Raw genomic sequence first — 26487 nt, 5'->3', positions numbered from 1 at the left:
TTCTTTAATTGACACAGCTTATTGTAACATATTGTATACTAGCGTAAAAATTTCTGATTTTTCCGCTATTTATTATTTCATTTCTTTCATTTTATAGTATGATTAATTTAATATAAGAAGAGAGGAGGCATCCCACTGAAATCCTTTATTATTTATCTCTTTTTAAATATATTATTCATCCTTATTACAATGCTCGTATATCATTTATTTTGGAATCAAAAAGGGAAACGCTCTCCTAAATTAAATTCAGCTATATTTATTGTATTGTGTTGCCTCGCTACCGTACTCTGTATTACATTTGCAGCAAAAACAAATAATGGTTTTCAATTTGATATGCGCCATATTGTATTAATTGTCGGTACATTAACGGGAGGGCCTATTGCTGGTGGTTCTATCTTAGTTGTATTAAACATATATCGCTTATTATTAGGTGGGGTAGGTGTTTTGCCATCTCTTATCGGTTCTGTTCTTCTATTTATTGTTCTACTATTAACATATAAATTTTTCAATCGAACTTCTAATCGTATAAAAATAACACTTGCTATTATCTACAGTCTCACATACGGATTTAGTTGGATACCTTTCTTCCTTTCAAAGGTTACAAATAAGACTGATTATATACCGCATATTATTGTATATGAGTTATGTTCAATGCTTGGTACGATCCTAATTTTATATTTACTACACATATTACAAACTCAAGTTCGTCTCCAAAACGAACTTATAAATGCTGAAAAGTTTCATTTAATTGGTGAAATGGCAGCGTCTATCTCTCATGAAATTCGCAATCCATTAACTTCAACGAAAGGGTTTTTACAACTGTTACAATCAGATACATGCACTGCGCAGGAACGAAAATTATATATCGACATTGCCATTAACGGCATCGAACAAGCAAATCATGTTCTTACAGATTATTTAACTTTTGCCAAACCAAGCATTGAAAAAGAACAAACATTACAGTTAGAAGAAGAATTACTACATGCATTGTCGTTAATTACACCGCTTGCTAATTTAACAAATGTACGTACTCATTATATAAAGCAAAGCACTTCTTTTTTTATCGCTGGAGAAAAACAAAAACTAAATCAATGTTTATTAAATATTTTAAAAAATTGCATTGAGGCTATGCCAAAAGGCGGTGATCTTTATTTCACATTAGTTCCTGATCATAAGCATATTCAGTTATATATAAAAGATACAGGAATCGGTATGGAGTCAGAACAAGTAAAACGGCTTGGTTCGCCTTTCTATTCAACGAAAGAAAAAGGCACTGGACTTGGAATGATGGTCGTATTCAGTGTTGTTCAAGCTATGAACGGAAAAATTGATATTATAAGTGAAAAAGGAATCGGTACAACCTTTTTATTAACTTTTCCACTCATACAAAAAACGTGATGAAATAATCATCACGTTTTTTCTGTTCCTTCAACTAATTCAGCAAAAGCTTTCACTTTTCCGTGCGGTTGTTGATTTTCTTTACGCGCTTTCCAGGCGCGCTCCTCTTCTCGCTTCTTCTTAGACATATTTTTTCAACTCCTTCTTTTCTTTCTCCATGTAGTATTCCAAAATAAGAAAGAAAACTATGCACATATCAAAAAAGAAGTGGTTTCCCACTTCTTCCACTTTAGCGTTGCAAAATTGCATGTTTCGCCTCTTTTAACTGCGTAAGATGTCTTTGTTCATGCAAATCAAGAAATTGAACCCATTGATACAAATTCAGATCATTAAAAACAGGATGCTTTAATCCATTTTCAAATAGATTTTTTTCATCTATAACACTATGAAGCGCGTGTAATAGTTCTTGTCGTGAATGTTCTAGTAATTGAATTCCTTGCTGTTTTTTCATTAAAGTTTCTGTTGGTTGCATTTGCTGAGGAGCTTCTCGTTTATGTGTGCGATCAAGCGTAAGTTGGAGGTCTTTAAATGGAGTCATGTTTCTTTCGTTTTTTTGTAAAGCATATACAAGGGCAGACGTGACAGATTGTTCAACTAAATGCAAGTGGTGTAAAATTTGAGTAATACTCCATTTATCACGGCGTGGCTTTACATTCACTTCTGTATCATTTAACATTTCAATTTCTGATAATAGCGTGCTTCGGGTAGACTGTAATGAGTTTACTAAACTTTCTAAACTCACATCCATATTAGATTGAAGCATACTTGTTCCCCCCTTTTGTTGGTGAAAAGAGGTGCTCCTTATTAGAAACACCCTTTAGTATTCTGAATTTTCTTTTATTATCTCATCATTTTCCCATTATGTCGATGTTAAACATGTGAAAAAAAGCGCATGTTTTTTACAATTTTGTGTCGTCAATCGCATGTAACCATGCTTCAATTTCTGTAATAACACTTTTCACACAGCCTTCAACAAATGGTGATGTTAAATTTGCAACTTCTACTAATTCTAAGAACGATTTACTTCCACCTTGTTGGCACAGATTCACATAATCTTCCCATGCCTCTTGTCTATTATCTCTTGCACGTTTCCAAAATTGTAGCGCACAAATTTGAGCAAGCGTGTAATCAATATAATAGAAAGGTGAGCTATAAATATGCCCTTGACGTTGCCAAAAACCACCGCGCTCTAAATAATCATTATCCTCATAATCACGATGCGGTAAGTATTTCTTCTCTATGTTACGCCATGCTGTCTTACGCTCTTCAGGTGATGCTTCTGGATTTTCATATACATAATGTTGATATTCATCAACTGATACGCCATAAGGTAAAAACAGAAGTGCTGAACTTAAGTGAGAGAAGTAATATTTATCTGCATCTTCTTCAAAGAATAGCTTCATCCATGGCCATGTAAAAAATTCCATACTCATAGAGTGGATTTCACACGCTTCATATGTTGGCCAATTATATTCTGGAATTTCAAATTTACGACTTTCATATACTTGGAAAGCATGACCTGCTTCATGTGTTAATACATCAATGTCACCAGATGTTCCATTGAAGTTTGAGAAAATAAATGGCGCTTTATAATTCTCAATATATGTACAATATCCGCCACCAGCTTTTCCTTTTTTCGCAACTAAATCTAATAAATCATTATCTAGCATGAAATTGAAAAATTCATCTGTTTCAGCCGATAACTCTTTATACATCGTCTTTCCATGATCAACAATCCAATCCGCATCTCCTTTTGGAGTTGGGTTCCCTGTAGCAAACTCAAAGTTTTCGTCGTAATAAGCTAACTTCTCTACACCGATACGTGCTTGTTGTCGCTTTCTTAATTCCGTTGTAACGGGAACGATATAATCCAGCACTTGCTGACGGTAATTAGCCACCATCTCCGCATTATAATCTGTACGGTACATTCTTGCATATCCAAGTTCAACAAAGTTTTTGAAACCTAAAGATTTTGCGATTTTCGTTCTCACTTTAACAAGTTCATCATAAATACGATCTAGTTCTTCCTCATTTCCAGCTAAAAATCCGTAGTATGCTTCACTTGCTGCTTTACGTTCGCTTCTTTCTTTTCCTTGCATAAACGGAATCAGTTGCGATAACGTTCTTTCTTCTCCAGCAAAGTCAATTTTTGCCGATGCTAATAACTGTGTATATTGCGACGATAATTTATTTTCTAATTGTAAATCTTTCACGACTTCATCTGAATATGTTTTTAAATCACATTCTGCTAGAGCAAATAATTGTTTTCCATAATACGCCTCTAATTCTTCACGAAATGGAGAATTAATGAGTGCCTTATAATATTTTGTACCATATCCTTGTACAACTGGAGAGAATTCATCAAAGAAATCCTGCTCCTCCTTATAAAAAGTATCCGTCGTATCAACAGAATGGCGAATGTAACAAAGGTTTCCCATTGTACCAAAATCGTTGCGAATTTCATTAATTGAATTAATGACTTGTTTTTGTTCTTCTACAGTTTTTGCTTTATCAAACTTCTCTAAAGCAACAGTAAATTTCTCTTTTAACTCTTCAATATTTGGGCGTTTATATTCATAGTCTTTAAATGACATGAACGAGCCTCCTCTCCATTACATACCTTTACTATAATTCAATACGTATTCCCGAATTCCCTCTTAATTTTCAACAAAATTCGGCAGTTACTACCCTGAGTTCATTGCAAATAAAAAAGCCTTGGATTTATTTATCCAAAGCTCCTTTGGAACATATTATTATTTTTCATACTTCCCAATTTTTTTTAATAGATCAAGTAATTCATCTTTTTCATCTTTCGTTAACATTTCAAAAGACTGATGTATAACTTTCTCATGCCCCGGAAAAATAGAAGCAATAAAGTTCTCGCCAGACTCAGTTAATTGCGCGTAAATAACACGTCTGTCATTCGGACATGGGATTCTCTTTACTAATCCCTTTTTCTCCAGCTTATCTACAACATATGTAATGCTGCCACTGGCTATTAAAATGCGCTCACCAATTTGCTGGAGTGGTTGACCGCCTTTATGATATAGCAGTTCTAATACAGCAAATTCAGTTGGATTTAACCCGTTACTTTGTATAGATCTATTTGTAGTATCCATAACAGAACGATGTACACGAGATAATGCAATAAATACTTTTAAAGATTGAGAAATATCTTCTCGTTCATTATTTGATGTCATACAACTTTCAACCCTTCACTTAAATTCTCAGCAATAAAAAGAAAATGCCACTTCATACTTCATGTGAATTCCGAATGAGCATTCACTCATCCATTTCCTCTCCCCTAATATATTAAGAATCATTCTTGAATAAAAACATGACAATTTTAACATAGTTTATATATAATGATAATAAAAAAAGAAGGAGTACCACATTTGAAAGTCAAATTCCAAAGCATAATTATATATATATTGCTTGTTATCCTACCGACGATAGGGATTGGTGCTACATTTTATTCGTATCATACATATAAAATGAAACAGGAAAACAAATTATCCGCTCATACAGTTCTCTTTTTATATAGAGATTATTTAGATCATCATCTTGGTGAAGCAATTTCTGCTTTAGACATGCTTGCAAAAGTTGTAGGCACCGAGACTGGTAATATAAATGGCATTAAACAAATTGTACATGATACAGATGGAAACGATGCACGCTTTTCTGGTCTATATTACGCTACACCAAAAGGGGCCATTACAATCGCATCTGAAGATGAATCAAAGCCTATAGATGTTTCAGACCGTAAATATATTCAAGACGTGCTACAAACTAAAAAAACCACTGTATCATCAGTCATTACTGATCGCGTTCTTGGACATAAAGCTATTATGATTGCTGCCCCCATATTCAATAAACAGAAGGAGCTCTCAGGATTATTATTAGCTAGTTTACGCTTTGATTACATTTCATCTTCTTTAAATGCCATTAAACCACAATACCATTTTGAGGTAACTGATAAACATGATGTAGTTTTTCTAACCGATGATAATAATGACACAAGTGATACGCATTCTAATATGCTTACTACCCCACTCCAAAGATTAAATTGGAAGGTCTCTGTTTCACCATTACCTATTCATCAAAAAACCTTATACCAGTGGGTTGCAATAGAGTGTATCGCTACTTTATTTTTAATGTCTATTTTATTTTTACTTGCTCAATATATGTTGTTAAAACGTCAAACAAAGCTTGAAAGACAACAAAATGAACTACAGAAAATTGAATTAGTTGGAACTTTTGCAGCAAGTACAGCACACGAAATCCGTAATCCTCTTACTGGAATTAAAGGACTCGTCGCTCTATTAAAAGAGAAATATAAAGATGAACAAGATCAGTTCTACTTTTCCGTAATTGAACAAGAAATAGAGCGAATCAATGAAATTGTAAGTGAATTTCTTATTCTCGGCAAGCCAACCGCCATCATCGAACAAACATATGACGTAAGAACAATTCTAAATGAGGTAGCATTAATTATTCAATCTGAGGCGAATTTACATAACATTGTATTCCATTTACATTTGCCAGACCATCCTGTTCATATCCGTTGTTCGAAAGACCATATGAAACAAGTGGTTTTAAACATTACAAAAAATGCAATTGAGGCCATGACTTCTAGTGATACACTAACCATTGTAGTAAAAAACAATGAAACACACGCACAATTGCAGATTATAGATACTGGAAAAGGGATTCCACAACATATTCAAAAACACCTCTTTCATCCGTTCTTTACTAATAAAGATACTGGAACAGGTCTTGGACTTGTCATATGTAAACGAATTGTAGAGATGTATAATGGGAATATTTTTATTGACAGTACAGAAAACAACGGAACGACAGTTCATATCGAAATTCCGTTACACATAGTATAATTATCCTTATCCTATAAGGGTAATTATACTTATTTCATAAAACCAGCGACAAGCATTCGCCAAAAATTATTCGATTTTCCTTCATACCCGATTTGGAAAATTGGTATTTTTATAATTGAAAACCATTTCGGTGTTTGTTTTTCTTTATAACACTGATATTGTAAAATAAGCTTGTCCAATTCTTGACTAACTTGAATTGTCTCCCTACTATTTAGCCCACTTGTTAATCCTAGTTGAATCATTTCTTCACGTTTCATATGAATATCACGTGAAAGCTTTTCTAATGTGTACTTCCTTTTTACAGTAAACATCCATATCCCCCTTATTATACTTCCATGCTCTCAACTTCACTTCTCCATTGACTTTTTTAACTACTTAATCATATGCAAATTTGAAGAATCAGAAATTTTAACATTTTCTCCCTGTAATTTACAAATCTTTACCCTCACTTTGAGAATTATTACAAATTATTCTATCTTTGTAAATACATTCGCAATAATAGACATTTTTTTCATCTTCTTTTTTTACAAATTCTACGTAAACCGGGGATTCTTAATTTTCCACCTACTTTTCTTCGACATTTTTTGTTTAATTTATATAAAAAAGCAAAACATAATGATGATTGATAAAGTGAAACTTTAATCAGTGTTTTTTGTTCAGCCCCACTGATTATTAGCATTCACCAATCGGGCGTTTATAGGCAGTGACTCTCCCACCTATCCAGCCCAATGTTGAGGTGGGAGTCTTACTACCCACAAATAGCGGGATAACAATAGAAAGGAAATATTTATATGCGAAAATATACGATTGCATTGTTCATCATTGTTTTGTTTTTACCGTCCTTCTTATTTCCTATTCAAGCAAATGCTCATACGAATAAAGTTGCTATTGTCATTGATGATTTCGGCAATAATATGAAGGGGACTAATCAAATGTTATCACTTCCCATTCCACTCACTGTTGCTGTTATGCCTTTTCTTCCTTCCACAAAAGAAGATGCAATAGCTGCCCATAAGAAAGGCCATGAAGTTATTATACATATGCCAATGGAACCTATTAAAGGTAAAAAAGAATGGCTTGGACCGAAAGCAATTACAACCGATTTAAGCGATGAAGAAATAAACAACCGACTTGAACAAGCGATTCAAGAAGTTCCGCATGCAATAGGAATGAACAATCATATGGGGTCAAAAGTAACAGCGGATGAAAGAATTGTTCGCCTTATACTTGCAGCTTGTAAAAAACACGGTTTATTTTACTTAGATAGTAAAACTAATCCTAATAGTGTCGTCCCAAAAATCGGAAAAGAATTAGGAGTTCCTATTATTGAAAACCAACTATTTTTTGATGATGTGTATACAGCAGGACATATTTCAAAACAAGCCCAATTACTCATCAAAAAAATTCAAGAAAAACCTATTATGGTAGCTATCGGGCATGTGGGCCCCCCAGGTGAAATTACATCACGCGTTATTGAAACTTCTATCCCTAAAATTCGTGAGCATGCAGACTTTATTTTTTTATCTGATCTAGCATTATCCCCGCCTCCTGTTTCAAAATAAAGTTTATTACTCACATAGAAAAGTACCTATCTATATAACAGATAGGTACTTTTCTTTTTAACTTAAATATAATCTACATGACTCACTCTGAATCCTTTTTTCTCTATTTTTCCGATTAATTGCTTTAATCTTGTTTCATCTAACTCATCTGATATATTTACAATAACGCGGCGGATATATTGATCACCGTTATCGAGTGTAAACAACCCACCGATATTATATGCTTTTAACAATGTCCCAAGCTCTTTAATCGTTCCCTTACAATCTTGTGTTGCAATTGTTAATATATAACCACCTGTTCGCATACCAAATGAATCTTCAATAACATCAAATATATTCGAATGCGTTAACATACCGACAAATTCATTATAATCATTTAGCACGGCTAAAAACGGAAGCCGACGAATTACATAAAAGGCTCTGAAGAAGGAATCCTTTTCAAAAATAAATGCATTGGAATTGTCAAGCATATCTCCTGCACTTACATGCTCTAATCCGCTATTGCATTTTTTTTCTAATAAATCTACTTTATAAATAATCCCCGTGAATTTCTTCTCATCTTCTGCTAATACCGGGATGGCTCGAAATCCCGTTTTGTTCATCGTTTGCAGTGCCTCTTCACCAGAATCATTTATTTTGCAAAATGTTACTTGCTGCTTTGGCAGAAAATGATATTTAACTCGCAAAATATGTTCCTCCTTACATGTCAACATGTAATCTATATATAATAAGGAGACCTATATTTTATGAGTGAAATTATTTTTAAAACGCTTTCATTTATTTATTAACTTGTAGCCATATCACATTCATTTTTATATAACAGAGCTTCTTGCGCCCTTAATCATTAATAACTTTACATGATAGTTCATTAAATATTCTATACCCTCTAGCCATTTTTTCGCTTCTTCTGGCGTTTTTCCCCACACAATCATGCCGTAATTATGAACAAGAACTACTCCTCCACCTTCAATGAAATTCGGAACATTTCTTTCTAATAAATCAGCGAATTTTTTTTCATCTTCTACAATTGGAATTGTCATTTCTGTTATACCTTCTTTTCCGAAAACACGTTCCACACTGCGTTTATCGAACGTTACTTCTCCTTCTTCTCCATATAACTCAGATATTAAATGACTATCTACAGTCTGCACTTGTAAAATACATCCTGCACTACTTTTTTTATAAATATCCGCATGCATAAATGACTCTGCAGCTGGTTTTTCTTCATTTTCAAATACTGACTCGCACATGCAATTTACGACAATAAAATCTTCTTCCGAAAATAGCCCTTTATCTCTTCCCTCAACATTTACTAAAAATGTTAACGGCTCTTTTGACGTACATAGCGACAAACTAATTTTGGTACCATAAAACCAATCACGAAGTGCCAATTCAGATTTCACATCTTTTAATTCATTCCATTTCTTCAGAAAAAATAACATTTCGTCACCCCCGGCATAATATTCATATAAGGTTCGAATCCTTTCTATGTAAAAGGAATATTTTTTTGATTATTCTAAAAATTTAATTGAATTATCACATGAGAATGCTTTTTTGTCAATATAGTTTCGCGGTTCTTCTTTAAAATAGGCTATTCATATGTCTATACTCCTATCTATTGTTTGCACATAAAAAAATGCACTATTCTTTAATTAAAGAATAGTGCATTTTCCTCACTTTTTATCCCGCTATTTGCTGGGCAGTAAGACCCCCACCTCAAAATTCAGCGAAAGCAAAGAAGTTAGGTGGGGGGGCGGGCTGCCCGTAAAAGCCCGATTGGTGAGGGCTAATAGTCTGTGGGGGATAAACAAAACCCCCACAGATTAAAGTTTCACTTCATTTCTTTATTGCATTATATAAAAACTGTGCATATTGTTCACGTGTTACGAAATTATCTCCTAAAAAATTCCCTTCCCCGTCACCTTTTGATATTTTATTATCTACTAGAGCTTTCACATATCCTTTCGCCCAATGGCCATTTGGTATATCTTTGAAATTCTCTGCACTATTTTCATTTTCTTTTAACTGAAATACTCTTTGTAGTACTACTGACATTTCATATCGAGTTAATACTCCATCTGGACGGAATATATCATTTCCATACCCTGTCATAATACCAGCTTGAACCACTGCATCAATAGCCGTTTCATACATATTTCCTTTCGTATCTGTAAATGCCGTTTTTGGTTCTAGATTATTTTCTAATTTTAAATACCTTTGTATTAGAAGAGCTACTTGTCCACGAGTAATGTTATCACCAAATCCAAATTCACCATTTCCATAGCCTATAAATAACTTTTCTTTCGCTAAGTAATTAATTGCTTCTTCTGACCAATGTCCCTTTGGTACATCTTTAAATTCTACCACTTCTGTTTTCTCATCTTCTTTAGATGTATTACCGTCTTTACTTTCTACTACATTTTGAATAACAGACCCTGTAAAGAAGATTCCTGTATCCGCAAATGGATCTTTCACACCAAATTCATATACTTTCTCACCTGGTGTACTCCATTTCACTACACCATTACTATACGTACCGTTATCGCTCTTCAGACGGATTTTCGTAGAAACCTCACCATCTTTTTCATATATAGGTACTTTTACTTCTTTATTTACTTCTGTTTCCTCTAAAAATACTTTTTGGTTTTGGACATTGATATAAGCCGTCTTACTTAGTTCTATAACTGGTCGGACATCACGGATTTCATTTGCAACAAAACTTAGAAATACTAATTTTTGCAAATTGCTCACTGGTGATAAGTCTGAAATATAATTCGCTTCTAAATCAAGCTTTTGTAAGTTTACTAGACTTGATAATGGAGTAATATCTTTTAATTCATTATTAGGTAAATCTAATTCTGTAAGCTGAGTCATTTTAGCAAGTGGTGTCACATCTTTAATTTGATTTTTCCCGACAAATAATTTATTTAATTGATTCATTTGATCAATACCCGATAAATCTTTAACATTATTACGCGTTAATACTAAGTCTTTTAAAGGTAATGAATATAACGGTTTAATATCTTCAATTTGATTACCTGCTAAAGTTAAGTATGTTACATTTTTTAAAGCACTTAATGGAGCAACGTTCTTAATTTTATTATTTGCTAAATTCAAGTAATCTAGTTGTTCCATTTTCGCTAATGCTGTTACATCTTCTATTTGGTTGCCTGATAGATATAAAGTTTTTACATTTTTCATTTCAGTTAGTGGTGCAACATTTGTAATTTTATTATTACTTAAATCAAGAGACTCTAAATTATTCATCTTAACAAGTGGCGTTACATCTGAAAATTCATTACCACGCAAAGCTAAATGATTTAATTGCTTTAGGTTCGCAAAGAACGACGGATCTTTTATCTTTGCATTCGCAACTGTTAAAGATTTTAAATTTGGCATATATTTTAATGCACTATAATCAAGTATCTCGTTTGTATTTAAAAACAAATCCTTTACTTGTAATAACTCTTCTTTCGTAATTGGTGTATTTAAATCTTTTCTATTAAATACTTTTTTATTAACAAGTTCTCTTAATTTGTTATCTGTTATCATGTTTTGATTATCAACTGGATTATCCGTTTCCGTATTGCCTGAATTAGAGTTATCATCTGGTTTCTCTGTTTCTTTGTTACCTACAGTTGGATCTTTAATTTCAAATTGAACTTGATATTTGTGATCATATCCAATAGCTGGAATAAGTATATGCATTTGCATATTGTGCTTCTTCTCAAACTCGCCAATTTCAAATTGAACTACTTTCGTTCCATTCTTCCTCTTATCTTCTGACAAAACTTTCACATCATGAAATACACCAGGCTGGTTTCTATCTTCTATTCTAAGATATTGAAAATAATCGCTATCTTGCATTGTTACAGTGACAATTTTTTTGCCAGCTGCAATTGTTACTTTAGGATCTTTTATATATTGAGAAACCATAGATGGCTCGTCTTTTTGATCCTTATATATTTTAATCTCAGTATCATACGTGCGATCACTCGCTGCTGCTACCGATTGATTTGCTTCAACTTTTAGTGCTGCTAATGCTGGAGTAGAGTACGTAGCAAATGGAATTGCTAATGTTGTCGCTACTACTAGCGCCTTCATATAATTTTTTTCAAAATAATATCCCCTATCATATATAATTTTTATAATTGATAATACTTATCAATTATCCATAAATAAATGATAATGAATCTCATTATCAATGTCAATGAGAACATTACATTAAATTTATATTTTTAAAGATAAATAATAAAAAGCCCTTTATTCAAAGGGCTTTTTTACCTATCGTATGAAGAATTTCACTTTTTTCCTTCTCATTAATGACACCGATTTTTTGCAAAATATTCGCGTACAATACAAGTTTATTATATATTCGTTCTGACATGTTCGCCCTTCTTTCCTTCGACCAACTTTTTTTGTATTGGTAAATTATATGAAAGAGATGAGAAAATGTGTCCACTTTTTGCATAAATGCAAATCTTTTATTTTACGATTTACAGACAATAAAACTCCCTCCTAAAAATTAGGCGGGAGTTTAGGTACTTTCACTGTATTTAACAAACTGTCCACTGAATATTATGCTTCATAAGTTCTTCTTCAAAACTATATGGCATTTTTTTATCACAAATTACATGTTGAATACGTGAAAATGCTGCTATACGATAATTCCCTTTCACGCCTACCTTCGTATGATCACATAAAATATATGTTTTCTCAGCTAATTTCATCATCGCCTCTGACAATTTCGCTTTCTCTAATTCAAAGCTGGAAACTCCAAAACTAGGTAATAGCCCATCAATCGAAACGAACGCTTTATGAAAATGGAATTGCTGTATTACTTGCTGAGAAATAGACCCTGATACACGCGAATGCTTTGGAGATACTTTTCCACCTATAAATAAAACTTCACCGTGAAACATCTTTTTATTAATAGAAGAAATTAATTGTGTTGCGACTGGAAATGAACTTGTTACAATCGTTAAGTTTTTACGATGAACAAGGTATGGAACCATTTGAAGCGGTGTACTTCCATCATCAATTGCAATAACATCACCATCTTCTACAAATGTCGCTGCTTTATAACCAATTCTTTTCTTCTCTTCTATATGTAGCATTTCTCTTTCTAACATTGGTGCCTCTACCCCAGCGCCTGGAAGTTGAACAGCTCCACCATACACTTTCTTCAGCTTCTTTTCACGATCTAATTCTTCTAAATATCGACGAATCGTTTCTGTTGATACAGCAAATTCTCTCGCTAATTCTGAAACCTTTACTTTCCCTTTAAACTCTACCTTTTCAAGAATGGTTCGCTTTCTTTCTTCTCCTACTACAGACATAGCTTCACCTCATTTATATCTCCCTCATAAACTTCCTTATTTATACAAGGTTGTAATTTTCTTTATAAGCAGAAACTTCTTCATGAATATGAATACCGCGCTTTGCTAGCTCATCAAAAATCAATTGTGGATTTTCAAAAGCTTCTTCAGGCGTAACAACACCCACCCTATTTACATTTCCATTTGCAATTAACTCTGCAGCAATCCCAAATGGAATACCGACGTTTCTCGTATACGCTCTTAATTTTTCCCATCCTACAACAGAACCATCAGATAACGGATGTGTATGATATAACACATGTCTTTGCTTCTCATTATTTTTCATACCTATTACTTCTACATGAAGTGCATAACCATAAACCTCTGTTTCTTGTCCTTCTTTCGATTGTAATAAATACTGCGAAATACAATCCATAATACCAATTTCTTTCCCATTTATTTCAATCTGATCATTACGCAATATGCCGTAATCATATAAAGCACGTACAAGTTGCATATTTTGCTTTGGCCAAGTTCCTCTCGTCTCTATCAGTTTGATACCTTTATTTTCTAGTGCCTTTGCTAACGTAATTGTTTCAGAATGCGGGATTATATACTGCGTTGTCTTACCATAAGGCGCTGGCAATTCTATTTCTCTCGGACGCGCAAACGGAAGTACTTGCTTAAATTCACCATCTTCATACACTGTACGCGATGGTAAATGTGGATCATATTCATATGTCGTTGTCTCTGTAATTGATGCAGAAAAAGCAATCGGACGATACGAACCGTGACTTACGCGGATCGACTCTACAGTATCCAGTTGATTTGCTGCATGCATTGCCATCATTTGTGTTACACCTGGCGTCATGCCAAATCCAGGTAAACATGTTTTTTCGTTTTGAACAAATATAGCATGCGATTCATTTTCTTCACCAAATCCATTTAAGTTCACACCGTGACAGCCTGCTTCTGCAATACAGCGGGTCGACAATCCGTTTAGCTTTATCGTCGTACCGTCCATTACAATGTCATAACCAATCATTTTTGCAACCGTATCCTCGTGATTCGTTACATCTACTTTTACAAAATCAACACGAGGATCGTTGAGCCATTCTACTACTTTACGGCCCTCTTCCTCGTTAAAATCAGCTACTGTAATCGTCTCAAAAGATGAAAATTGAACTAAATCCAAAATAGCTTCACGACAAATTTTACCTGCTCCACCTAAGCAAAATACTTTCATCCAATAACAGCTCCTTTAGCAATACTATCAACTAAGCGATTAATATCTTCTTCATGTACATCACCGATATTTCCAATGCGAAACGTATCTACTTTCGAAATTTTTCCAGGGTAAATAACAAATCCATAACGCTTTAATTCGTTATATAACTGTTGAAACTCGAACCCCTCTTTTGGATAAATGAAAGATGTAATAATAGGAGATTGATATTTCTCATCTACTAGTGGCTTAAATCCGATTTCTCCCATTCTATTCACTAGTAGTTTTTGATTGTTGTAATATCGATTGTAACGCGCTCTCACTCCACCCTCTTTTTCTAGTTCAAGTAGTGCTTGATAAAAAGCATGTACAACATGTGTAGGTGAAGTAAAACGCCATTTCCCATTTTGTTTTTCCATCGTTTCCCATTGATCATATAAATCAAGAGATAAAGAACGTCCTTTTCCTTTACACTTCAATAATTCATCACGTTTTGCGATTACAAATCCGAATCCAGGAACCCCTTGAATACACTTATTTGCACTACTAATTAAAAAATCAATTTGTAAATCAGCAATGTCTATTTCAATCCCGCCGAAACTACTCATCGCATCAACAATTGTAACCTTCCCATACTGCTTCCCTAATTTACATACATCTACAATTGGATTTATAATACCTGTCGTTGTTTCACAATGAACAACTGCAATATGCGTAATCTCTTTATCTTCTTGCAATAACTTTTCTACTTCTACAATATTAGTAGGTTCCCACTCTTCTGTTTGACTGACCACTACATCAATCTGTAACATCTCTGCCATTTGCACAATGCGCTTACCGTACGCACCATTTGTACAAACGAGAAGCTTCCCATTTGCCGGAATAACAGAACCAATTACTGCTTCAACTGAAAACGTACCGCTTCCTTGCATTAACACTGTTGTATATTTCTCTTCTTCCTTCGTCGCTAACGATACAAGTTTAGCTCTTACTTCTTGCACCATCGTATTATATTCAACATCCCACGTACACCAATCGTATAGCATAACTTCTTTTACTGATTTTGTTGTCGTTAATGGTCCTGGTGTTAATAATAAATAGTGATTTTCATTCATGATCCAGTGCCCCTTTTATGAAATAATTAGTTCTTGTTTCTCGATATGTTCTATTACGTTTTCGAGCTCCTGCATCGTTTCAATCGTAAAATGAGCCCCATTTTCAACAAACCGATTACGAACTACTTCTATTTTTTCACGAAGCTCTACCGAATCCATACTCTCCACTTCCTCTTCCGTTAAACCGAGCTCACTACTTCCAAGAATTACACCAACTGTCCACATTCCAGCATTTCTACCTTCTTTCATATCTGATACTGTATCCCCTACTTTTATCATATGGTTCATCGGATACACATCAAGTTCCATTGCATTTTTATAGCACATCCATGGATATGGACGGCCTGCTGGAACATCATCTGGCGTAACAAGAAAATCAGGTTTATATCCTTGTAACGCCGCTTCCTTTGCTACAATATCCATCATTTCTCTCGTATAACCAGTTGTTGAACCGATTTTAATGCCTCTCTCACGTAAAGAAGCGATTACTTCTTTTACCCCATCAATCGGCGTAGCATAACTTGGCAAAATAGAAAAGAGAATTTCTTCAAACTCTTCATACATCTCATGAATGTCTGCTTCTGTTGGTAATTGACCGAAGACACGCTTCCACTCATCCGCAATACGAGGCATTTCTGTTAGTGCCCTTACATGATCTATTTTTAATAAGCCCATTGGCTTACGTGCTTCTTCTGCTGTAATTTCAACGCCGCGTTTATGAAAAATCTTCATGAATACTTCTAGTGGTGCAAAACATCCGTAATCAACTGTCGTACCTGCCCAATCAAAAATAACTGCTTCAATTTTCATTCTGTCCATCACCCTTCTTACTTATCTTTTTTGCCATTGTGAAGTTCGGTTACGAAGTGCTTTCGTTCCCCATTCATATACAACTCTCACTACAATATTTGTAACAACAATAAGTACACTCATTGCAGCTGCTGGCGCTACATTTCCTGCATCATCCATATTTACGATTGATACGGCAGCTAGTTTAAAATCAGCTGCATATAAGAATACAACTGCTGACACAGTTACCATCGAATTTACGAAGTAGTACATTACCATTTCTAAAATTGCTGGTAAACACATTGGTACTGTTACTCGGAAGAATGTTTTATAAAACGGAATACCCATCGACTGCGAAACAAGCTCAAACTCTCGGTCTAATTTCTTTAAGGCAGTCGTTGCCGTGACAAATGTTACAGAATAAAAATGAATGATATTTACTAGTACTAACACAGCGATTGTTCCGTATAAAGAATGAAACGGATTCGTTACTGATAGTCCCAGAATTTGAATCGTTGGTTGACTAAAGAAAAAGACATATCCTAATCCGAGTACTAAACCTGGTATCGCTAACGGCACTATAGAGAAAAAGTAACCTGTTTTTCTAAAAAATTGTAGCTGGTCTATTTTCTCAATTGCATATGCGAATACAAATGTTAAAATCGCCCCAATAACTGCTGTAACTGCTGAAACAATTACGCTATTTTTAAATGCTTCAAGTCCATCTCCTGTTAAACTCGAAAAATTAAAATGCTCAAATGTAAAACTCATATTATATGGCCATACTTTCACACTTGCAGCAATACCAACTGCAACAAATAATAGAATGATCATAAGTGTAATTACACTACAATATATGAATGAGATTACATCTCTTTTCTTATTAGCTATTATTCTGTATGGTACTGCTTTTGAAGATAAGAAATTCGCCTGCTTTCTTTGCGTAATACGATCAACTACAAATGCGAATATAGCTGGGATTAATAAAATCATTCCGACAGTTGCACCCATCGGCATATTTTGCTGCCCAATTACTTGTTTGTATACGTCAGTAGCAAGCACATTATATTGCCCACCAACAATTTTTGGTGCCCCAAAATCAGTAAAACTAAGTGTAAACACAACAAACATTGCACTAATTAATCCGTACTTTACACTAGGTAAAGTAACAGTGAAAAATTGCTTTGTTTTACTCGCCCCTAACATATTAGAAGCTTCATATAAACGATAATCAGATCCTTGAAAGGCAATTAGCAATATAAGAAATGCTTGCGGAAATGTATACATAACTTCAGCTATTACAATTCCTACTGGTCCATATAAAGGGATTTGTATACCTTCAAATAACCCAAACATTCCTTTCGTTACTAGCCCTTGATTACCAAATAAATATGTAAGTGCTATACCGTGCATCATCGTTGGTGCGAACAATGGTAATAACGCTACATACTGAAATACACGCTTTCCAAAAACATTCGTACGGGCAATTGCATATGCGTAAACGAATGCGATTGCAACTGAAATAATTGTTGTTGCGCCCGAAATCCATACTGTATTTTGTAAAGACTGAACTAAAGTTGGTGTTGTGAAATATTTACTGAAATTCGCTAAACCAATGAAAACTCCATCTTTATTATAAAAAGCTTGTGTAAATAGTTGTAATAGCGGCAATACAAGTATGATAAGGAAGGAAAGAATCATACCGATAATTACGAGCCTTTGGATCCATTCCTCTTTCCCAATACTTCTCTTAATCTTTTTTTTCGTACTTTCTACCTTATAGTTTTCTAACATCTCCATCTATACAATGACCTTCTTTCCATATGACAACATATGATTTTCTGAGAAAGAGATTTGAATCGGCTTTCCTTTTCTAATAGCGGTTGCTTCTACTTCTGATGCTAATATATCCACTACAATTTTTTCATTATAAAGGTGTGTGTTTTCTTCTACGACTCGCACTTCCGTCCGATATACGGATCCGCGAAATTCCATACTTTCCACAACTGTTTTAATACCTTCCTTTTGTACAATTGTTACATGTTCAGGACGAATTGCATGTTCTTCGTTATTTTTCGAAAAGAAATTAATAGAACCAATAAAATCTGCCACAAACGGATTGGCTGGTCTTTGGTAAATCTCCTCTGGTGTTCCAATCTGCATAATTTCCGCATGATTCATTACAACAATTTTATCAGCCATCGTTAATGCCTCTTCTTGATCATGCGTTACCATAATCGTCGTTACTCCTATTTCCTCTTGCAAATCACGCATTTCTCTACGTAATTTTTCACGCACTTTTGCATCTAAAGCTGATAACGGCTCATCGAGTAACAAAATATCTGGAGACAGAGCGAGCGCACGTGCAAGTGCTACTCGCTGCTGTTGTCCACCAGACATTTGAGCAGGATATTTATCTTTTACATTCAGCAAATCTACAAGTTTTAACGCATCTAGCGCTTTCTCTTTCACTTCTGCTTTCCCATATTTTTTTGTCCTTAAGCCGTATTCAATATTTTCAAGTGCTGTTAAATTCGGAAATAAAGCATACGATTGGAAAACCATTCCGAAGTTTCTCTTTCCAGGAGGCAATGCTGTAATATCTTTGCCATTCACAGCTATACTGCCAGTCGTTGGTTCCTCTAGTCCCGCTAAAATGCGAAGCAACGTCGTTTTCCCACAGCCACTTGGGCCTAATAAACAAACAAACTCATTTTTGTTCACAGTAAAAGAAATATCTTTTAACGCTGTAAATGCATCAAACTGTTTTTGAATGTGTTGAATTGATAAATATTCGCTCATTTTTCTCTCTCCCACTCACTTACTTTTTCGGTTCTGCTTTTTGGCCAAACTCTTTTTCCCATTTTTCTAAAATTTTGTCACGATTTTCTGCTGCCCATTTAAAGTCATTCTTTTTATATAATTTTTCAGTAACATCTTTCGGGAATCCCTCTGGAAGTTTATAGTCATTTTTAATTGTCGCAAATCCATTTTTCTCAAAGTATAACTTCATTACATCATCAGTAATTGCCCAATCTAAAAATGCTTGCGCTAATTTATCATTTTTCGCATTATCTTTCTTAATAAGTGCGTTCGCTTCTACTTCCCATCCTAATCCTTCTTTCGGCAGTACAACTTCAACTGGGGCACCTTTTTGTTTCTCTTTTAAAGCACTATAAACCATTGATACACCGACTGGATATTCACCTGCTCCTGCTAATTTTGCTGGTTTTGATCCTGAATGCGTATAACTTGCCATATTATCATGAAGTTTCTTCATGTAATCCCAGCCTTTATCTTCACCCATGATTTGTAGCCATGCAGAAACTGTTAAAAATCCTGTTCCAGATGATGCTGGATGTGGCATAACAAGTGTTCCTTTATACTCTGGTTTCGTTAAATCTTCATATGATTCTGGCATCGGTAAATTTTTCTTCTTTAACTCTTCTTTATTTACAGCAATCCCCGTCATAAATGCAGTATTTCCTACCCATTTTTCAGGTTGCTTATCATCTTTAAATTGCGGAAGAACACGATCTGCTCCTTTTGGAGAGTATCCTTTTAACATATCTTTTTTATCTAAAGCTAATAGACTTGATGCCGCAGTTCCCCATACAACATCTGCTTGTGTATTTTTCCCTTCAGCTAGCAATTTCGCAGTAATAACTCCTGTTGAATCACGTACAATGTTCAATTTCACATCAGGATATTTCTTTTTAAAGGAATCAAGATAAATTGGTACAAGCTCTTCTTCAATTGCTGTGTAAACAGTTAATGATCCAGATAATTTGTCATCTTTCACTTTCGCTCCAGCACTTTCTTCCTTCTTTGCACCACACCCCATTAATAACGAAAATACCATTCCAGTCGCTACAGCTTTAAAGATTGTTTTTTTCACTGTTTCTCTCTCCTTTTACAAATCTTATGTACAACTCAAATATAAACAACTAGTGTAAAAGCAGTATTAAACCAACATTAATCTTTTATTTGTTGTTTGTTTTTGTGTAATACGTTGCTACTTCTATGTTTTTTCGCATTTTTCTGCTAATAAAAAACACTAAATTTACAAATAATTAAAAAAACCTTTATAATCCCACAAAAAAATGAAGCGTTTGTAAAAAACGCCTCATTTTTGTTTCCCTTTTTTGAATTACGATTAGCATACTTTGCGCTATTTTCTCCTTCATACTCTAATGCAAATTCTGCATCTGGTAAGCTTTCTTTCGGAGTTTTATTATTATTGATTGCCGCATTTTGTTTCACTTTTCTTTTTACCAATACATTCACCTGCTCTCAAGAAATCACTTTCTACTCTAGTTTGAAACAATTTAAAATAATTATTACTGGCAAGTGTTAACAAGTACATAAGAGGCATTCGATGGAAATACTACGTATGAAGAAATCATTATAAAAAGGAGCGATGATTTTGAAGAAAAAAGAAAAGATTCAATCACCAACTTTAGACGAAACGCTCCCGCATCAAATGCATTTTCCATCTTTTAAAGGAACAGGAAAAACGATGCAACAACCTTTTGTGAATCAATATGATGTTGTAATTGGAGACAGTAAATATAATTCCGAGAACAGTCCACTTAACAATTGGAGTGATGAAGTAGATCCTGCCATTATGGCTGGTGATGAGTGGATCCATCCTACAAATGATATTGGGTGGATTTCAGAAGAAAATCAAGAGTTGCTAAAAAACGAATCAGATAATAAAAATGAAACTTTTATGCATCCACAATTTGGCATTAACGACTAAAAAACCATTCTACCTAACGTAGGTAGAATGGTTTTTTACTATCCAATAATAATCCGTTCTTTCGGGTATTTATAGCGAGGTGGTTGTTCCCTTCCACCACTAGCTAAAATAAATGTTAAAATACCAACGCGTCCGATAAACATAAGCACAATGAGTACAAGTTTCCCAACAGTTGTTAAATCAGGCGTAACACCTGTTGATAGTCCCGTCGTTCCGAAAGCAGAACAAACTTCAACAATTAAGCTCATAAGCGGTACATTTTCCGTAATAGATAAAATGAATAGCGCAGTAGCACATAACAAAATCCCCATCGTCATAACGACAGATGCTTTCAGTACATCCTCTTCATGTAACTGACGTTTGAAGACTCTAACTGTTCTACCGCCCCTTGCAAAGGTGTATAGTGACAATATACTAACAGCAAATGTTGTTGTACGTATTCCGCCCCCAACCGAACTTGGAGATGCCCCTATAAACATTAATATACTCATAAATAAAAGCGTCGGTTGTGACAATTCACGTATATCCATCGTAGCAAGTCCACCACTTCGCGTCGTCACAGATTGGAATAATGTATAAAATACAGTTTCATGCCATGACTTTCCTACTAAAAAATGATTTCTCTCCAGTAAAAAAATCATAATTGTACCAACAACAACGAGTGCAAAAAATGTTGTTGTCGTCAATTTTGTAAATAATGAAAAACGAAATAATTGTTGTCCCCTTTTACTAAAGAATTGTTTCACTTCCATTAGCACTGGGAAACCAATCGCTCCTAAAATAATTAGTAACATATGAATCATTTGAACAATATAATCTTTTTTATACGGGATTAATGATTGTCCTGTTAAATCAAATCCGCCGTTCGTAGTCGCACTAACCGCTGCAAAGAAACCGTGAAAATAAGCTTCTTGCCAAGTCGGAAAATAAAGTAAAAATCTTGTACCTAATAGGATTGCTCCAATAAGTTCTATCGAAATAATTACAATTAAAATAGAACGCATCAATTCTACAAGCCCCGATAAATTTCCTTGATTATGGTCTGCCATAATTAATCTTCTTCTTTGCAAACCAATCTTTTTCCCCGTAATAATCCAAACAAATGTACCAAGCGCCATAATTCCTAAGCCGCCTAATTGTAAAATAAGGGCTAAAACAATAATTCCTGCTGTAGTAAACGTATCTGAAATCGTAATAACAGACAGTCCCGTAACACTTACCGCACTAACCGATGTAAAAAGGGCATCTATAAATGTCCATTTCACACTAGGCTTCGTAACAAACGGTAAACTAAGCAATATTACCGATACAACTACCGCTAATAAATAAAACAAAACAATGAGTTGTACAGGACGTAATTTTTGTAAAAACTTTTTTATATCTCTCATTCCATCACTTCGCTACCTTTTTTCTATCGATTAAATAAAGAAAAATCTTTACTTTCTTTATTTGTAAATAACTGCTCAAATAATTTGGCAAAGACCATTCCATATACAGTTCCATTACCTCCATACGGCAATGCGTAAAACAAATTATGTATCTTTTCGTCTTCTTTTAAAATGGGGAGACCATCATGAGTACCACCAAATGCGGCTGCCCAATAGTAGTCTGCCTGTATATTTTTATACTGCGGGAACAGTTCTTTTACAATATTAATAAGGATATCACGCTTATGCAATAATTTCGTATCACCGATTGTTTGAATTTGCATCGCTTCATCTAATCCGCCTACAATAATGCGGTTTCGATACGTTCGAAAATATAAGTAGGGCCGTGCCGTTTCCCAAATTAACGATCGCTCATGCCAGCCTTCAAACTGATCTATTTCATTTGTTACAATTGCATAAGAAGTTTCTACTGTTGTATTCTTTTCTTTCTTTCCAAAAAGCGCTTCATAACCTGTCGCCATAATAATATTCTTTGCTACAATTTGATTTCCTGTTTTCGTGTAACAAATTAAATCATTTTGGTGTTTTTTTATATGTATTGCCTCTGTATGTTCATATATATTGGCTCCCATTTGATTTGCTTTATGCAAAAAACTATGCGCTAGTAAATACGGATTCACCTCAGCATCACCTTGCGTATATAACGCTGCTTGTTTTGCAAAAGAATAACGTTTCTTAATATCAGCTTCTGTAAAATATTCAACTGGAAATCCATAATTCTGTAACGTATTATATTCCTCTTGTAAAAATGAGACATCCTCACTTTTACTTGCATAATATAAACTATTTCGCAGAATAAAATGGGGATCAATATCAAGAGTCGGTATAACCTCTTCCATTGTTCTTAGCGCTTCATAACAAAGCTTATATGCTCGTACCCCTTTTTCTTTACCAAATGTATGAATAAGAGAGGTTAACGATTTATCATGAAGAAATTGTAGTAAACCTGTATTAGCAGCTGTGCTACCACACGCAATTGCTCTTTTTTCAATAAGTGTAACACTCATGCCAATTTTCGCTAACGAATGCGCTATATGAGCACCTGCTTCGCCACTTCCGACTACAAGTACATCACATATCATATCACTTTCTAACGGTGGATAACAAGGTACAGAAACTCCTGTATTCCAAAACAACTTACCGGTCATAAGTTTCATAATCATACTCCTAAAATATAAATTTCTCCTTTCTATGTTTTGTTATTTTCCATAAAAAAATCCAACTAACATAGGCTAGTTGGATTTTTTATTTTTAATTAGAACGCTCTTCAAGCCAATTTCCAATCGTCGGATATGTTTGTTTTACAGCTGTTCCACCGTAAACAATAGACATATGCCCTGTCGGTAAACATACATATTGTTTATCTGTGCTAGAAATATGGTCTAGTAATGCTTCTACTTGACATGGCAAAGCGATATGATCACGTTTCCCGGAAATATTTAAGACATTCGCCTTAATATTTGCAAGGTCTACCTTTTGTCCGCGAATAACAAGTTCACCCTTAACCAGTTTATTATTTTGATAAAAATCACGAATCCACTGTCTGTATGATTCACCTGGGAACGGAATACCATCACCAACCCACTTTTGAACCAATCTCCAGCTTTCGACGAAGCGCTCATTCTCTGAACGATCTACTAAAGCAACATATGGACCAACAAAGTTCGTAATTGGTTTTAACATTTTGTTTCCGAAATCAATCATTTCTGGCGGGATATTTCCAAATGTATCAACCGCTTTATCTAAATTGAAGTATTTCTCATCTAATAAAGGACCATACAATCCTGTTTCAGAGAAATCAAAAGGACTTGTCATGAAAATTAAATTACGAATTGGCATTTGCGGATGAAGTGCTGCATAAATGGAAGTTAGCGTTCCACCCATGCAATAACCAAGTAAAGAAATCTCGTCCGCTTTTGCAGTTCGCATTACTTTTTTTACTGCTTTTGCAATATAATCAAACACGAAATCATCAAATTTCAAATGACTATCTTCTAAACCAAATGTGCCCCAATCAAGCATATACACATCAAAACCACGATCCACTAGATATTCCACTAAACTATTTCCAGGAGTTAAATCCATAATATATGGTTTATTAATAAGAGCATATATTAACAGAATTGGCACTCTTTGTGTTTTTTCTTGTTTTGGAATGTAGCGATAAAGCTTCGTCTTATTCTTCGTCCAAATAACCTCTTTCGGCGTTAATCCTACTTGCGGCTCTGGTTCACGTAATAAAATTTCACTCGCCCTTTTCACTCGGCGGTATGCTTTTCGGTACTCTTCTGGGTATAGCTCTAATTGCTTTTCCCATTCTGTTGCGAATGTAGTCATTTTCCTATCTCCTTTTTGGTCGATTTCCTTCTAAAAAAAAGAAGTGCATTCCTGCTATGGATATGCACTTTTTTCTTACTTCATTACATATATAATCCGCCGTTAATGTTTAATTGCTGACCTGTGATATACGCACCGTCACGGCATAGGTATACTACACCTTTTGCAATTTCATCAGCTTGACCAAAACGTTTTTTCGGGATTTTTGCAACGATTTTTTGACGTACTTCTTCTGGTACTTCTGCTACCATTTCAGTATCAATAAATCCAGGACAAATTGCATTTACAGTGACATTTGTTTTTGCAAGTTCTAATGCTAATGATTTTGTAAATCCTAACATACCCGCTTTTGCTGCTGAGTAGTTTGTTTGGCCAAATCCACCTGCTTGGCCAATAATAGAAGAAATGCTAATAATTCTTCCTTCTTCCGCTTCCGTTATGTATGGAAGAACCGCGCTTGTCGTATTAAATACGCTACTTAAATTCACGTCAATTACGCGCTCCCAATCTTCACGATTTAACTTTTTGAATGTACGATCTCTTGTAATACCAGCATTATTAACAAGAATATCAACTTTACCAAAATGATTCACAGCTTCTTCTACAAGTCGGTTTGCATCTTCTACTTTAGAAACATCCGCTTGCACTGCATAAACGTCATGTCCGTCTTTTCCTAGTTCATTTACTAAATTTTCAGCTGCTTCTTTACTGCTATTATAGTTAATAACTACTTTCGCTCCCTCTTGTGCTAATGCTACTGTAATTGCTTTTCCAATCCCTTTTGCTCCACCTGTTACGATTGCTACTTTGCCATTTAATTGAACCATTTCTTTTCCCCCTTAAATGAATTTGTGAACGATTGTTATGAATCATTTTGGTACTCATACTGTAGAGTCCCTATATAATTATGTTTCGCTGTTTACACGTGAAAGAGATTCTCCCTCTCTCTTTTACCTGTTATAAACAAGCGCTTTTATCATTTTTTATTTTCCGGCTTATTCGCAGGCTTTATCTCTTCTTTTACAGGTACTTGTAGTTTAGCTAGTACTGCATTTTGCTTTTCTAGCAATTCTAAAATTTGATCTACTTTTGTTTCAAGCGTACGAATATCTTGTTTCACTTTCGTCACATCACGCTTTAATGTAGGAGCTTGTCCTAAAGAATCTACTTTCTCCTCTAGAAACTCCTCAATGTTATCTACTTTATTTTCTAAGTTAATAACAAGCGTAGCCACTCTTGCGATATCCTCTTTCGTCGGCACATTTACTTGTTCTAAATAGTTTTTTGTCGTATCATTTAATGCTTTTTGATAAAACAAATTCAAATCTAGAACGCTGCCCATCCAAGCAGAATATTCTTCTGTTTTAATTGTTTCATTGAGCGCTTTTCCCCAAAATGTTTCGGTTTGTTCATAAGCATTTTTCCATGCTTGTAGTGGATCGAATTTTTGATCAATCACTTTACCTACACTCCCTTTTTCGTTTTTGAAACAATTCAACCTATTCACTATTTTCTAATATTCTGAATAAAACTTCAAGTCTATATTTTATTTTTTCTATTTTCTAACAAATGTGTTGACTTTAAAAACAGATAGGTGTAAATTGCACTTATAAGCAAAAAATTCCATCTAACTGATTCATG

The 26487-nt window shown here is 34.5% G+C and carries 25 protein-coding genes; 4 read left to right on the top strand and 21 right to left on the bottom strand.

Going from position 1 to position 26487, the window contains the following annotated elements; genetic code table 11:
• The first annotated feature begins 189 nt into the window (after positions 1 to 189).
• Positions 190 to 1398, top strand: a complete 1209-nt coding sequence (kinB, locus tag JFU02_RS26210) for a sporulation sensor histidine kinase KinB (protein WP_061668005.1) — start codon at positions 190 to 192, stop codon at positions 1396 to 1398.
• 11 nt (positions 1399 to 1409) lie between these two features.
• Here kinB and JFU02_RS32290 read toward each other — a convergent pair whose 3' ends face one another.
• From JFU02_RS32290 to JFU02_RS26195, 4 genes are all read right to left on the bottom strand, one after another.
• Positions 1410 to 1526: a DUF6254 family protein gene (locus tag JFU02_RS32290; RefSeq protein ID WP_000038355.1), complete on the bottom strand. Its 117-nt coding sequence runs from the start codon at positions 1524 to 1526 to the stop codon at positions 1410 to 1412.
• Positions 1527 to 1627: 101 nt separating this feature from the next.
• Complete coding sequence (locus JFU02_RS26205; RefSeq protein ID WP_097960515.1) at positions 1628 to 2161, bottom strand: DinB family protein; 534 nt, start codon at positions 2159 to 2161, stop codon at positions 1628 to 1630.
• A 136-nt stretch (positions 2162 to 2297) separates the two neighbouring features.
• Positions 2298 to 3992 (bottom strand): M3 family oligoendopeptidase, encoded by a 1695-nt coding sequence (locus JFU02_RS26200; RefSeq protein WP_000008566.1) that lies wholly within the window; start codon positions 3990 to 3992, stop codon positions 2298 to 2300.
• A 159-nt stretch (positions 3993 to 4151) separates the two neighbouring features.
• Positions 4152 to 4598 (bottom strand): MarR family winged helix-turn-helix transcriptional regulator, encoded by a 447-nt coding sequence (locus tag JFU02_RS26195; RefSeq protein ID WP_000203350.1) that lies wholly within the window; start codon positions 4596 to 4598, stop codon positions 4152 to 4154.
• Between the two features lie 195 nt (positions 4599 to 4793).
• Here JFU02_RS26195 and JFU02_RS26190 point away from each other — a divergent pair, with 195 nt between their 5' ends.
• Positions 4794 to 6290 (top strand): DUF3149 domain-containing protein, encoded by a 1497-nt coding sequence (locus JFU02_RS26190; RefSeq protein WP_097820680.1) that lies wholly within the window; start codon positions 4794 to 4796, stop codon positions 6288 to 6290.
• 29 nt (positions 6291 to 6319) lie between these two features.
• Here JFU02_RS26190 and JFU02_RS26185 read toward each other — a convergent pair whose 3' ends face one another.
• Complete coding sequence (locus JFU02_RS26185) at positions 6320 to 6601, bottom strand: aspartyl-phosphate phosphatase Spo0E family protein (RefSeq protein ID WP_000495536.1); 282 nt, start codon at positions 6599 to 6601, stop codon at positions 6320 to 6322.
• A gap of 480 nt (positions 6602 to 7081) precedes the next feature.
• Here JFU02_RS26185 and JFU02_RS26180 point away from each other — a divergent pair, with 480 nt between their 5' ends.
• Entirely contained in the window at positions 7082 to 7852 is a 771-nt protein-coding gene (locus JFU02_RS26180; protein ID WP_001234107.1) for a divergent polysaccharide deacetylase family protein, read from the top strand.
• A 62-nt stretch (positions 7853 to 7914) separates the two neighbouring features.
• Here JFU02_RS26180 and cbpA read toward each other — a convergent pair whose 3' ends face one another.
• The 11 genes from cbpA to JFU02_RS26125 form a co-directional block, all read right to left on the bottom strand.
• The gene (cbpA, locus tag JFU02_RS26175; RefSeq protein WP_001264214.1) at positions 7915 to 8538 is read right to left on the bottom strand and encodes a cyclic di-AMP binding protein CbpA; all 624 of its coding nucleotides are present in this window, start codon (positions 8536 to 8538) and stop codon (positions 7915 to 7917) included.
• Positions 8539 to 8664: 126 nt separating this feature from the next.
• Complete coding sequence (locus JFU02_RS26170) at positions 8665 to 9294, bottom strand: class II aldolase/adducin family protein (RefSeq protein ID WP_000896005.1); 630 nt, start codon at positions 9292 to 9294, stop codon at positions 8665 to 8667.
• Positions 9295 to 9688: 394 nt separating this feature from the next.
• Complete coding sequence (locus JFU02_RS26165) at positions 9689 to 11956, bottom strand: NEAT domain-containing leucine-rich repeat protein (protein WP_201071887.1); 2268 nt, start codon at positions 11954 to 11956, stop codon at positions 9689 to 9691.
• 452 nt (positions 11957 to 12408) lie between these two features.
• Positions 12409 to 13191, bottom strand: a complete 783-nt coding sequence (locus JFU02_RS26160) for a DeoR/GlpR family DNA-binding transcription regulator (RefSeq protein WP_000117666.1) — start codon at positions 13189 to 13191, stop codon at positions 12409 to 12411.
• A gap of 40 nt (positions 13192 to 13231) precedes the next feature.
• Positions 13232 to 14416, bottom strand: coding sequence for a saccharopine dehydrogenase family protein (locus JFU02_RS26155; RefSeq protein WP_000862159.1), 1185 nt, complete (start codon positions 14414 to 14416; stop codon positions 13232 to 13234).
• Positions 14413 to 15510 (bottom strand): 2-aminoethylphosphonate--pyruvate transaminase, encoded by a 1098-nt coding sequence (gene phnW, locus JFU02_RS26150; protein ID WP_001004779.1) that lies wholly within the window; start codon positions 15508 to 15510, stop codon positions 14413 to 14415. Before phnW ends, JFU02_RS26155 begins: the two co-directional genes overlap by 4 nt.
• Positions 15511 to 15525: 15 nt before the next feature.
• Positions 15526 to 16320: a phosphonoacetaldehyde hydrolase gene (phnX, locus tag JFU02_RS26145; RefSeq protein WP_000687384.1), complete on the bottom strand. Its 795-nt coding sequence runs from the start codon at positions 16318 to 16320 to the stop codon at positions 15526 to 15528.
• Positions 16321 to 16341: 21 nt separating this feature from the next.
• Positions 16342 to 18099 (bottom strand): putative 2-aminoethylphosphonate ABC transporter permease subunit, encoded by a 1758-nt coding sequence (locus JFU02_RS26140; protein WP_000425530.1) that lies wholly within the window; start codon positions 18097 to 18099, stop codon positions 16342 to 16344.
• Positions 18100 to 19101, bottom strand: coding sequence for a putative 2-aminoethylphosphonate ABC transporter ATP-binding protein (locus tag JFU02_RS26135; protein ID WP_000006199.1), 1002 nt, complete (start codon positions 19099 to 19101; stop codon positions 18100 to 18102).
• Between the two features lie 19 nt (positions 19102 to 19120).
• Positions 19121 to 20197 (bottom strand): putative 2-aminoethylphosphonate ABC transporter substrate-binding protein, encoded by a 1077-nt coding sequence (locus tag JFU02_RS26130; protein WP_000750893.1) that lies wholly within the window; start codon positions 20195 to 20197, stop codon positions 19121 to 19123.
• Positions 20198 to 20343: 146 nt separating this feature from the next.
• A complete protein-coding gene (locus JFU02_RS26125) occupies positions 20344 to 20577 on the bottom strand; it encodes a hypothetical protein (RefSeq protein ID WP_201072199.1) in 234 nt (77 codons plus the stop codon).
• A gap of 148 nt (positions 20578 to 20725) precedes the next feature.
• On the opposite strand from JFU02_RS26125, the gene JFU02_RS26120 reads away from it, so the two are divergent.
• Entirely contained in the window at positions 20726 to 21061 is a 336-nt protein-coding gene (locus JFU02_RS26120) for a DUF3905 domain-containing protein (RefSeq protein ID WP_000726029.1), read from the top strand.
• A gap of 38 nt (positions 21062 to 21099) precedes the next feature.
• On the opposite strand, the gene JFU02_RS26115 is transcribed toward JFU02_RS26120, so the two are convergent.
• From JFU02_RS26115 to phaR, 5 genes are all read right to left on the bottom strand, one after another.
• On the bottom strand, positions 21100 to 22449 hold the full coding sequence (locus JFU02_RS26115) for a TrkH family potassium uptake protein (protein ID WP_061668011.1): 1350 nt from the start codon (positions 22447 to 22449) through the stop codon (positions 21100 to 21102).
• Positions 22450 to 22472: 23 nt separating this feature from the next.
• A complete protein-coding gene (locus tag JFU02_RS26110; protein ID WP_000772565.1) occupies positions 22473 to 23666 on the bottom strand; it encodes an NAD(P)/FAD-dependent oxidoreductase in 1194 nt (397 codons plus the stop codon).
• 94 nt (positions 23667 to 23760) lie between these two features.
• Complete coding sequence (gene phaC / locus JFU02_RS26105; protein WP_000206332.1) at positions 23761 to 24846, bottom strand: class III poly(R)-hydroxyalkanoic acid synthase subunit PhaC; 1086 nt, start codon at positions 24844 to 24846, stop codon at positions 23761 to 23763.
• An 83-nt stretch (positions 24847 to 24929) separates the two neighbouring features.
• Complete coding sequence (locus tag JFU02_RS26100) at positions 24930 to 25673, bottom strand: acetoacetyl-CoA reductase (protein WP_000250407.1); 744 nt, start codon at positions 25671 to 25673, stop codon at positions 24930 to 24932.
• Positions 25674 to 25822: 149 nt separating this feature from the next.
• A complete protein-coding gene (gene phaR, locus JFU02_RS26095) occupies positions 25823 to 26305 on the bottom strand; it encodes a polyhydroxyalkanoic acid synthase subunit PhaR (RefSeq protein WP_000566941.1) in 483 nt (160 codons plus the stop codon).
• Between the last annotated feature and the right edge of the window lie 182 nt (positions 26306 to 26487).

Source organism: Bacillus sp. TH13 (assembly GCF_016651175.1).
GTDB classification, from domain to species: Bacteria; Bacillota; Bacilli; order Bacillales; family Bacillaceae_G; genus Bacillus_A; species Bacillus_A thuringiensis_S.
This window is presented reverse-complemented; position numbering and strand designations above follow the sequence as displayed.